We start from the raw sequence: 9057 nt of genomic DNA, 5'->3' as shown, positions 1-9057 counted from the left end.
TGTTTTATTTTTCTTTAAATGTACACCCCGATTGTCTTCTAAACCTTTAAATCCTTTGCTTTTAAATTTTCTTATCCATTGGAATAAGACAGAAGGATTTGAGATTCTATATCTAACACAGGTATCTGTCAAAGATAAATCACTATTTTGATGTTCCTGAATAATATGAATTTTTTCTTCTATAGTGAATTTGTTTTTGGAGATTCCATGTAATCCTTGTTCTCCATAAACTTCATATAGTTTAAGCCAAAAATAAAGGTTAAACTCACTGATTTTTTCTGATCGAGAAAGTCCCCTCATACTGTCTTTACCTTCCAAAATAATAGTTACTATACGTAACTTAAATTCAAAATTGTATTTCTGTTTTCTACTCATAAAAAATGCCCCAAAAAGTGTCTAACTTTTTGGGGCATGTCTAGAAACAGATGTTTCTCTCTTTTCTTATTTGGCTTATTCAACATTGCTTTCATTATCCTGTGACTTCTGTTTCCCATATTTGAAAAACTCACCATACGTCAGTTCCATTTTACTCAGTTTTTTATACTCTTTTTTCTTGAGTACTCCTAAATAAAGCGCATCATTATCAAAGCGTTCCAGTCTACAAATCAAAAAGTCCTTATCCAATTTCTTTTTGATGTTTTTAATAATGTAAGGAATAGCTTCTTCTTTCGTTATTTTTTCCTTTCGAATTGCAGTAATTACTTTTTTATGGAGTTTTTTAGGGTCAATATCTAATGCCTTTCCTCTGCAATCAAGACGTTTCATAATAAAGTTTAAGATGTCAATATCCAAGTGTTGGCTGTTTTGATCCACCTTTAAAATGATGTTTTGGTCTAACAAGAAATCCAAGAATAAATTATCATCGATTGTTTCTCTTGTGTCAGATAAAATGGCTGTGTACTCCAATGGTGATAAAAAAGAATGGAGTACTTGTAGATTGGCTTTTTTCATAATTGATTGTGGTTTTTTACTTTTATAACATATTGGTTGTAAGGATATATCTATATAAAGGTAGGTACAAGTTACAAAAAAAAAACAAGTTAAATTATTAATTAACAACGGTTTGTGTATTAAAATGAGACATATTCAATTAAAAGGGAACTTGATAATGCTCAAAGTGCTTAAAAAACAAAGGATTAAAACTAAAATATTTTAAAAGTTATTTATAATAGTTGTATGTTAGCATACAAATTTAGCATAATGAGAAAGAAATATTTATTCTTTATGCTGTTAGCAAGTATTTTTTTTAGTAGTTGTAAGCAAGGAGAAGATAAAAAGGTAACAAATAGCAAGTTAGAACAACAAATCGTTTTTCCAGAATATTTAGGTTATTTAAGTGATTATACAAATGTTCTCACGCATGACCAGGCTAAAGCAATAGAAGAATATATTACAGATTTTGAAAGACAAACATCAAATGAAATATCGATTGCTTTATTTGAATCAGTACCAATAGAACGCGATTTTAAGAGATATTGTATTGAACTGGGAAAAAAATGGGCATTAGGAAAAGCGGGAAAAGATAATGGTGTAATATTCATAATTGATTTACAACATAAGCGAGGAGCAATTTACACAGGTGATGAAATTAGCAAAGTGTTTACTGATGAAAAGTGTACTAATATTCTTACAGATATTGCTTTTCCCTATTTTAAACAAGACCAGTATTATGAAGGGATTATGAATGCCTTAATAGCACTTGTAGAAATTTGGAAGATGGAAGAATACGAACACAATTTGTAAAAAGAAAGTGTTTAAAAGCTATGTGAATTTGGATGTTAAAAACACTGAATAATTGGCTAAATGAAGTAAGACTTTGTAACTTTATAGGAAACAGAAAACAGATGAGTTATGGAGATTACAGAACAAGATATAAAAGACTTAGAGGAACGATTGGCTCAAGCAATTAAAAGTCGTGATTTAAGTAAATTAAATCAATTTCTACACGATGATTTTTTGTTTATAGCGCCTAATGGACTGACGATTACAAAAGAAATGGAACTATCTTCACACCGTTCAGGTACAATGATTGTCGAGGATCTTGAGGTAACTTTTAAAGATATAAGTATAATGGATGATTGTGCTGTTGTAATGAGTGTATATCAAACAAAAGGACGTTTTATGGATATGCCTATTGAAGGGACATTCAAATACATCCGTACGTGGAAGAAAACATTGGAAGGGTTAAAAGTAATTTCTGGTAGTTGTGTACGTTTAGAGACATAGGTAAATAGGTTGTATAAAAGATAAAGGTGCTTCTGTTAGAGAAGCACCTTTTTTGTATCTGTAAGTAAAATTTGACAACGTGAAAAGGAAGTCAATACCAGCTAATTATTGTTAAGGTAGTAAAAGAAATGACGTTTTGTGTAGAAAAATATGTTTTAGTCCTTTTTTAGTAGGTTAATGAATTAAGGATTAAAAGCACAAACTGTGAATATGACTAAGGTGGTGTTAGGTAAAAAACTCTATAAAAGAACCAAAAGTTAAACAAAGTGACTAAATGCGATTTTAGGGCTCTTAATAGTGTATAATATTTTTAAAACGCTATGAGAAATTATTTTGCAGAGTTCTTTGGAACATTTTGGTTAGTATTTGGAGGATGTGGTAGTGCGCTATTTGCTGCTGGTTTACCAGGAATTGGTATTGGTTATGCAGGAGTAGCTTTAGCTTTTGGTCTTACCGTACTTACTATGGCCTATGCAGTTGGCCATATCTCAGGAGGGCATTTTAACCCTGCTGTTTCAATCGGACTTTACGCTGGAGGGCGTTTCTCTCCAAAAGATTTATTTGGTTATATTGGATCACAAGTATTGGGAGGTGTTGTTGCGGCTTCTGTTCTTTATGTGATTTATAAAGGAATAGATGGTAATGTCATTGATAATACTATGCCAGGAGCTTTTGCAGCCAACGGATATGGTTATCTTTCTCCACACGGATATGATGTGATATCGGCTTTTGTAGCAGAGTTTGTTTTAACAGCATTTTTCCTAATTATTATAATGGGGGCAACGGATGAAAAAGCAAATACTAAGTTTGGGGGAGTTGCTATTGGATTAGCACTAACATTAATTCACCTGATTTCTATTCCAATAACTAACACATCAGTAAACCCAGCACGTTCAATCTCGCAAGCGATATTTGCTGGAGGGGATTATATTTCGCAATTGTGGTTGTTTATTTTAGCACCTGTAGCTGGAGCTATTGTAGGCGCTTTAATCTATTCAAAACTATTGAAAAGAGATTAAATGAGTTAGTAAGTTTATTAAACATAAAAAAAGACAGGCATTATTCAATGTCTGTCTTTTTTGTATAAGGTATTTTGTTATGTTCAAAAGTGTCATTAAACAGTTTATATTAAACTGCTTTTTTGTGTTTGTTGATTTCGTCTTGTAATTGACGACGAATTTTTTGTTCACGTTCAAGAGATGATTTTCTTAAATCTTCTAACTCTTGCTCTGTTTCTGCTAACCTTAAATTTGCCTCACGAGTAACTGCGTGACTACTTCTAAATCTGTAAACAAAGAATACTAATGCTAAAATCAGTATCCCGATAATAGTCCAAACAATAGAAGTGAATGTCGATTTTTGCGTTGACATTCCTAAAACTTGAAAGCTATTTTCACGTTCTAAGGCAACAGCTAAATCAGCCTGAGCAGTTTCTAACTTATTAGACATTGATATTAATGAGTCAGTTTGTGCTTGAGTTGCAGTTGCATGATTGTCAATTACTGATTGTAATTTGTTCATTGCATTATTTACATTAGTTTGTAATTGTTGCAATTTAACCTTAGGAACAATTTTATACGTTTGGTAATTGTTTGACTCGTTTACAAGTGTAGTAAACTGACTATCAATAGAGTTTGTTTGATCTTGAGCAAGACAAATTGTATTAAAAGTTAGTAAGGAAACGGCCAGAATGATTGTTTTTCTCATTTAAATGTGTTTTAATCTTTTATTATACAAGTGCTTATTTAAGGTTCTTGTTTATGCATCACTATCTATATACGCACAAATAGTGATAAAATTGTGTAGCTACTTAAAGTTGTTTCAAATTTAAAAGAGAAATAATATTTAATTAAGTAGTTTTTTTATCCTTGTAAAAAAGGCGAAATAAGAAGATGCAATATATAAAATGTTTACCTGATTTTAAAGCTGTTTACTATACAATATGTGATTATCAATTTTTTGTTTAATAAACTATTCATTCTCATAAAATTAAGAAAAAAAAGAAGCGTATTTTACTTAGTGCCTCAGTTTGAAATGAATAGTGTAATGGTACAGATATATTGTTTTATAAGTCTTATAAATGACAATTTGTAGTGTTTAAGCAAGGGGCCTAACTATGAATGAAATAGCGTAAATAATTATTAAATCCTTATTTGTCTTACATTTCATTTTTCCCTTGAATAGTCTTATTTTTACTCCCCCTAACAGCAGTCAATCCTATGAAGTGTTATAGCTTTAGCCACTTTAGCAAGTTAGGAGATTAAAGAAAGTTAATATGAATATAGTAACATTTGAAGAGGTTTTTAGAGAGAAAGTATTCCGTATTCCAGATTACCAACGGGGATATTCGTGGACTAAGAAGGAGTTAGAGGAGTTGTGGAACGACCTTTCTAATACTCACCAATTGAGAAACGCTTTTCATTTTACTGGTATTCTGACATTAACCGACTTTACTGCAAATGACAAAGAGAGTATTCGCAAAGAGGGATTTACTTTGAGAGGCGACAAGTTGTATGTAAACAACAAGGCGTATGATGGTGTGAATCTTGTTGATGGACAACAGCGTTTAACAACTTTATTGATCCTCTTGTCTGAATTAGCAGTTGTTTTAGAAGATGGACCAATCAAACAAGCGTTAATTGGTACTTATTTCAAAGTGCGTGAAAACAATAGTAACCGATATATTTTCGGATACCACGTTGATGTACCCTCACACAACTATTTGATCCGTGAAATCTTCAATGATGAGGCGTATATGCGTGAGGAAACGGAAACGTTGTACACGCACAACCTAACCCTTGCTAAGACGTATTTTGCTCAGAAAGTAGCGAATTTTCCACAACAAGAAATTGTGCTGTGGATAGAGAAAATAACCAAGCATTTATTGTTTTCAATTCTAAACTTAAGCGAGTCCAAAGAGCGTCCATTAGACGTGTCGATGGTCTTTGAAACGTTGAACTTTAGAGGAAAACAATTGTCGAGTTTAGAGCGATTAAAAAACCGTGTGTTGTATATTGTGTCTAAACAATTGACTACGAAAGGTACAATTGACAGAAGTAGAAAGAAAGTTAACCAATCGTGGTTAGAGGTCTATAAATGGTTAGGAAGAAACCCAGAGCAGGCAATGGATGATGACGCATTTTTAAAGGCATTTTGGTTGTTGTACTTCTCTCGTACTTCTATGGTATCCACCGATTTTAAGTCGTACCAGAAACATCTATTTACCCAAGACTTCCACTTAGAGAAGGAGTTAGGCGATAAGAATTACGCCGAATACAGTGAGCTTACCGAATGGTTAGAAAGTATGCGAAAGGCAGTAGTACTGTGGTATTTTATCAATAATCCGTTTGCCGTAGATGGTGATGAGGATTTCAAGTACATTGTCAGTGAAAAGATTCAGCGTAGCATACAGCGATTAAACAATTTTCCGCGTGGATATGGTAAGTATATGTTGAATTTGGTATTAGCAATTTTGATGCACGATTTACCAGAGAAAGACAAGGCTACAGAAATAGAAATAGCTCAGAAAATAGCTACGATTGAAAGGCTGTTATTTGCCATTGAGCGTCACAATATTATGTGTTTTTTGTTACAAGGAAACAACTCCAACCTAAACCAAGAAGACGTGTTTAGAGATGTGAACAACTACTATTTACGAGGACGTGCACACGATAATACGTATCTTTTAGAGACATTGATGGAGTCGCGTGTAGAACACTTTAAGTGGCGTGAAGTTAGCAAGCACATTCAAAAAGGAGAAGGCTTTAAAAGCTGGACAGGCTTAGAGTATTTCTTAAAATCGTTGGAAGAGTATAAAGGAACGCTGCTGAGCAGTGGAGAGCCACGTATTAATTTGGTTTATCCGTCTGAAGATTACTATATGGAGAGAAGTACGTATAAAGATATCAATAGCCAACAGAAAGTAAACAGAAATAAGTACACGTATTCAGTGGGGAATATGTTCTTATCGTACAACAAACAAGAAGCGAATACTTTTGTAAATGTTCAAAATAAAGTGCGCAATGCCATAAAACACGAGTACCGATTGACAAGTTCGGAGTTAGACTTGCTGAATTATCAAGAGTGGACCAAGGCAACGATAGAAGATAGGGGACGTCAGATGTTTATGGATTTCATTGCTTATTGGGAGTTGCCAGCAATTTTAGATACCGAGATGAATAAGTTGCTATTCAATGAGATTTAGTTTGTTAGAAATTACGGTTAAAGTATAAGATAAAAAAGAGGCTGTCTTACAATAAAAGACATCCTCTTTTGTTTTTTAACACCTCGTTTTAAAGGGGGATTACATATTGATTAGTTTGGTTCTTGTTTAAAATAGGTTCGTTTTTCTTTAAGTCATTTCTTCGAGAACGGTTGTAGCTTTCATCGGGACTTCTTCGGAAAAGACCCCTGTTTTGTTTTTAAATACCTCGTTTTAAAAGGACGTATTTTGCTAAAACTATATAAGCTTGTTTAAGAAAGTATTAAACAAAATCTAAGATAGCCTCAATATTTTCGTGTTGATAAAACTCTAAGTTATTTAAAATATAGTAATCCCCATTAGGTACAAGTTCTCTATAATAACCATAAATATCAAAATCATAATTATCTTTAGCAATAGGATGGCTAAAATCTTCCCCAAAATAAATGAATTGGAAAGAGGGCGAATACGCATCAAAGTCTATATAACCATATTTTACACCATAAGCAAAAGCAAGATGTGTATAAATATCTATCCAATAGTTATGGAAATCGTCTGATTCGGGGTCTAAGAAATCTCTATTTTTATAATCATCAATATAACTCGGAACTTTACCTTGTAACTTACATACAATTTCGATTAATTGTTCCTCTGTATATTTGCCAATAGGGTCAAAGGTTGCATCAACATATCCATTTTCAAATTCAAGTTCAAGGTTTTCTGCCAATTCAACCACTTTGTTTACTCTTTTTAATGGAGCTAACCAATGTTGCGGAATTGTTTGATAACCATAAACAATAGCCGCTAAACCACCAGTTACAGCAGCATTTGTATCCGTGTCATTTCCATAAGAAATAGCTTTTACAACAGCATCTTCATACGAAGAAGTAGTTAATAAACAATAGATAGCGATTTCCAATGTACCTAATACATATCCTTTAGCATTAAACGTAGAAGCATTCGCTTGTGTGATGTCTCCTTTAAACAAATTAGCATAAAGTTCGTCGTTTAAAATATGAGGAGGAAGTGTTTTTAGCAATTGATTCCAAGCAACAGCAATATCCTTTCGGTCATGTAAAAGAGAAGCAAACCACAAGTAGATAAAACAACAATCTACCGATATTTTATGAGCGTGAGTAAGACCACTAAACTCAGAAACAAGTTGGTATTTATCTTTATCTTTTGTCTGTCTAAAAGGAAATAATAAAGGAAGAATACGCATAAGCGAACCATTGCCATTATCTTTTTCAGAAGCCATTCTACACGTAGTAGGATCATTGCTTAGAGAGAAATTATGAATAGCAGCAGAACAAGTATTTCCAATATCAAATGTTTCTCCATCTGCAGTCCAATATCCCGAATCGGCCCACATTGTAAACAACTGCATCAAATCTTTTAAATCAGTCTTTCCTTTCGCTAAATATTCTGCCAAACAAAAAGTCATAGACGAATCATCTGTAAACGTACCCACAGGTTTATACCAGGCACCAAATGCTGTTAATCTATCAGGATCACTCGCGTAATTTGAACGAACTTCATTCAAGTCGATTGAGGTCGGTTTAAAGAACTCAACAGGAGCACCCATTGCATCAGCAACAGCAACACCTAACAAGATATCCTTACCTAAATGTGATAACTTTAAGTTCTTAGGCGCCTTTTCAGATGTCTTTAAGTGATAAGGACACAAGTGTAAATATCCGACAAGAATAGAGTTACAAGAAATCTGGTATTTATCAATAATATCAGGAATATTTTCTGCTCCTACACTTCCCATACGTGTGTATTGTACTTTATTTCCATTAGGCATTGTTAATGCATTTAAGTATAGACGATTATGAGCTACAGAAGCGGTAGGAATTGGGTTTGTAACATCCCATCCAAACTCTCCAATTCCTTCTGGAATACTATCTTGATTAGTTGGTTTTTTGCTTAAAATAGGTTTCGTTGCCATAATATTAGAATTTAAAATGAATGATTGTATTTTTTGTTGTAGTCAGCTGCATGTATTTAAAGAATAAATCACTGCCTATTGAACACTACAAAGTAAAGAGGTGTGCAGGAAGTTTAATTTCCTATTTGTGAGTTTTGTTGGTTTGAGAGGGGGGAATTCATTTGTTTTTATTGAGGGAGTACAGGACATTTCCATATTTGTTAATTGCTCATAGTAATTTACGGACAATTTGAAAATGGTGAAAGAAATAAATGAAGAAAGTTAGGAGGGTGGGGGAGCTTATTGTAGGACGGGGTAAATAGTAGTTTTAGCAAGGGATGTGTTTTTAATTCTCCTCATTCGTAGTAATTTATATCTTTTTTGTAGATAAAGAATTTTAGGTATTTGCGAATGAATTTCAGATAACCTAAAAAAAAATCCTCAAAAAGCATAACTCTTTGAGGACTATATTCTTTTCTAATATAGAAATATGCAGATTAGGAATACCATGTCTATTATAAGTTTACTCTGTTAAAACAAGGACTAATCATAAAGTGTCATTGTTATTTTAATTCTTTTGTAACAAAGTCAATTTCTTTTCTAAGTAAGTCAGCAACTTTGCTGTAGATTGATTTTTTCAAATCATCACGACTAATATTTATCTGAGCATAATTTGTGATATAGTTCATTTTTATATCAG

General features: G+C 32.9%; 8 protein-coding genes. 4 read left to right on the top strand and 4 right to left on the bottom strand.

All coding sequences use genetic code 11. The annotated features are described in order from the left end of the window. Together BLT46_RS12770 and BLT46_RS12765 are read right to left on the bottom strand one after the other, a co-directional pair. Window positions 1-375, bottom strand: a 375-nt coding sequence (locus BLT46_RS12770; RefSeq protein WP_143021890.1) for a transposase, incomplete at its 3' end; no start/stop codon positions are given. A 75-nt stretch (window positions 376-450) separates the two neighbouring features. Continuing rightward, window positions 451-951 (bottom strand): hypothetical protein, encoded by a 501-nt coding sequence (locus tag BLT46_RS12765; RefSeq protein WP_090410503.1) that lies wholly within the window; start codon window positions 949-951, stop codon window positions 451-453. Window positions 952-1200: 249 nt separating this feature from the next. On the opposite strand from BLT46_RS12765, the gene BLT46_RS12760 reads away from it, so the two are divergent. The 3 genes from BLT46_RS12760 (at window position 1201) to aqpZ (ending at window position 3245) form a co-directional block, all read left to right on the top strand. Then, entirely contained in the window at window positions 1201-1743 is a 543-nt protein-coding gene (locus BLT46_RS12760) for a TPM domain-containing protein (RefSeq protein ID WP_176770755.1), read from the top strand. A gap of 108 nt (window positions 1744-1851) precedes the next feature. Continuing rightward, a complete protein-coding gene (locus BLT46_RS12755) occupies window positions 1852-2226 on the top strand; it encodes a nuclear transport factor 2 family protein (protein WP_090410501.1) in 375 nt (124 codons plus the stop codon). A gap of 320 nt (window positions 2227-2546) precedes the next feature. Further along, complete coding sequence (gene aqpZ / locus BLT46_RS12750) at window positions 2547-3245, top strand: aquaporin Z (RefSeq protein WP_090410500.1); 699 nt, start codon at window positions 2547-2549, stop codon at window positions 3243-3245. A gap of 109 nt (window positions 3246-3354) precedes the next feature. Here aqpZ and BLT46_RS12745 read toward each other — a convergent pair whose 3' ends face one another. After that, window positions 3355-3933, bottom strand: coding sequence for a hypothetical protein (locus BLT46_RS12745; protein ID WP_090410499.1), 579 nt, complete (start codon window positions 3931-3933; stop codon window positions 3355-3357). A gap of 568 nt (window positions 3934-4501) precedes the next feature. Here BLT46_RS12745 and BLT46_RS12740 point away from each other — a divergent pair. Then, on the top strand, window positions 4502-6430 hold the full coding sequence (locus BLT46_RS12740) for a DUF262 domain-containing protein (RefSeq protein WP_090410498.1): 1929 nt from the start codon (window positions 4502-4504) through the stop codon (window positions 6428-6430). A 280-nt stretch (window positions 6431-6710) separates the two neighbouring features. Here BLT46_RS12740 and BLT46_RS12735 read toward each other — a convergent pair whose 3' ends face one another. Continuing rightward, window positions 6711-8378 carry an ADP-ribosylglycohydrolase family protein gene (locus tag BLT46_RS12735; RefSeq protein WP_245722993.1) on the bottom strand — a complete coding sequence of 556 codons (1668 nt, stop codon included), beginning with the start codon at window positions 8376-8378 and terminating at the stop codon, window positions 6711-6713. Between the last annotated feature and the right edge of the window lie 679 nt (window positions 8379-9057).

The organism is Myroides phaeus, assembly GCF_900099675.1.
Lineage (GTDB): Bacteria > Bacteroidota > Bacteroidia > Flavobacteriales > Flavobacteriaceae > Flavobacterium > Flavobacterium phaeum.
Note: the sequence above shows the minus strand (reverse complement) of the source record. Positions and strands in the feature narration are given on the sequence as shown.

Bases quoted from the DNA above. Each gene is read 5' to 3' on its own strand.
- BLT46_RS12745 (WP_090410499.1), bottom strand. From the start codon at position 3,933: ATGAGAAAAACAATCATTCTGGCCGTTTCCTTACTAACTTTTAATACA.
- BLT46_RS12765 (WP_090410503.1), bottom strand. From the start codon at position 951: ATGAAAAAAGCCAATCTACAAGTACTCCATTCTTTTTTATCACCATTG.
- BLT46_RS12740 (WP_090410498.1), top strand. From the start codon at position 4,502: ATGAATATAGTAACATTTGAAGAGGTTTTTAGAGAGAAAGTATTCCGT.
- BLT46_RS12755 (WP_090410501.1), top strand. From the start codon at position 1,852: ATGGAGATTACAGAACAAGATATAAAAGACTTAGAGGAACGATTGGCT.
- BLT46_RS12760 (WP_176770755.1), top strand. From the start codon at position 1,201: ATGAGAAAGAAATATTTATTCTTTATGCTGTTAGCAAGTATTTTTTTT.
- aqpZ (WP_090410500.1), top strand. From the start codon at position 2,547: ATGAGAAATTATTTTGCAGAGTTCTTTGGAACATTTTGGTTAGTATTT.
- BLT46_RS12735 (WP_245722993.1), bottom strand. From the start codon at position 8,378: ATGGCAACGAAACCTATTTTAAGCAAAAAACCAACTAATCAAGATAGT.